The organism is Luteolibacter flavescens (assembly GCF_025950085.1).
GTDB lineage: Bacteria > Verrucomicrobiota > Verrucomicrobiia > Verrucomicrobiales > Akkermansiaceae > Haloferula > Haloferula flavescens.
In genome coordinates, this window is record NZ_JAPDDS010000048.1 from 1 (window position 1) to 1,271 (window position 1,271).

The following is a 1,271-nucleotide window of genomic DNA, read 5'->3' on the forward strand; positions in this document are numbered from 1 at the left end:
CCTGCAGCAGCAAACGAGCACCACACACCAGCAGCAGCAGCAAGTCGATCGATCGTCAGCACACACGACCAAGATCGAGATGGCCCGTGCACAGCTGGTGTTGGTCGCCCTCGTGGCAGCGGCTCTGCTCCTGGCGGGCCCACACACCACCATGGCCGCCATCAGCTGCGGCCAGGTCAACTCCGCCGTGTCGCCCTGCCTCAGCTACGCCCGCGGCGGCTCCGGCCCGTCGGCGGCCTGCTGCAGCGGCGTCAGGAGCCTCAACTCCGCCGCCAGCACCACCGCCGACCGCCGCACCGCCTGCAACTGCCTCAAGAACGTGGCCGGCAGCATCAGCGGCCTCAACGCCGGCAATGCCGCCAGCATCCCCTCCAAGTGCGGCGTCATGTTGGGTCTGGCGGAGGACCCGGAGAACCTGCGGTGGTTCGTGCAGGCGGAGCTGGTGAACGGGCGGTGGGCGATGCTGGGGGTGGCCGGGATGCTGCTGCCTGAGGTGCTGACGAAGATCGGGTTGATCGACGCGCCGCAGTGGTACGACGCCGGCAAGGCCACCTACTTCGCGTCGTCGTCGACGCTGTTCGTCATCGAGTTCATCCTGTTCCACTACGTGGAGATCCGGCGGTGGCAGGACATCAAGAACCCTGGCTGCGTCAACCAGGACCCCATCTTCAAGAGCTACAGCCTCCCGCCGCACGAGTGCGGCTACCCCGGCAGCGTCTTCAACCCCCTCAACTTCGAGCCCACCCTCGAGGCCAAGGAGAAGGAGCTCGCCAACGGGAGGCTGGCGATGCTGGCGTTCTTGGGGTTCCTGGTGCAGCACAACGTGACGCAGAAGGGGCCCTTCGACAACCTGCTGCAGCACCTGTCTGACCCGTGGCACAACACCATCATCCAGACGCTGTCAGGCTGAGCGTGTGATCGATTTCATCAGGGCCAGGGCATCTCAAGGAGCTTGATGAGTTCAGGCTGGTGAAACCGATGATTGGGCGATGGAAGATGTTCTCTTCTTGTTTCTTCTTTTTTTTTTTGTGGAGTATGCATGTATAAGATGTTAATGAATTGGGGGGAGGAGAGAGAGAGAGATGGATGTGATGAGATTCAGACTTACTGTGTGTGTTGTGGTAATTGTTTCCTGCATGCATGGATCTGGATGCATGGGTGAGGGGGTGAGTTGAGTGGTGAATTTCTGATGTACAGTACTACAGGGGGATAAACTATCTCATGGTAGCAGCAGTGTTCTAGCTATCTCATGGTCTCGATCTTAATTATGG

Annotated in this window: 1 protein-coding gene; it reads left to right on the plus strand. The window is 60.1% G+C overall.

Annotated features, from left to right (window positions below):
• On the plus strand, positions 1-910 hold a 910-nt coding region (locus OKA04_RS24935), incomplete at its 5' end, for a chlorophyll a/b-binding protein (protein WP_264503852.1).
• Positions 911-1,271 lie beyond the last annotated feature (361 nt).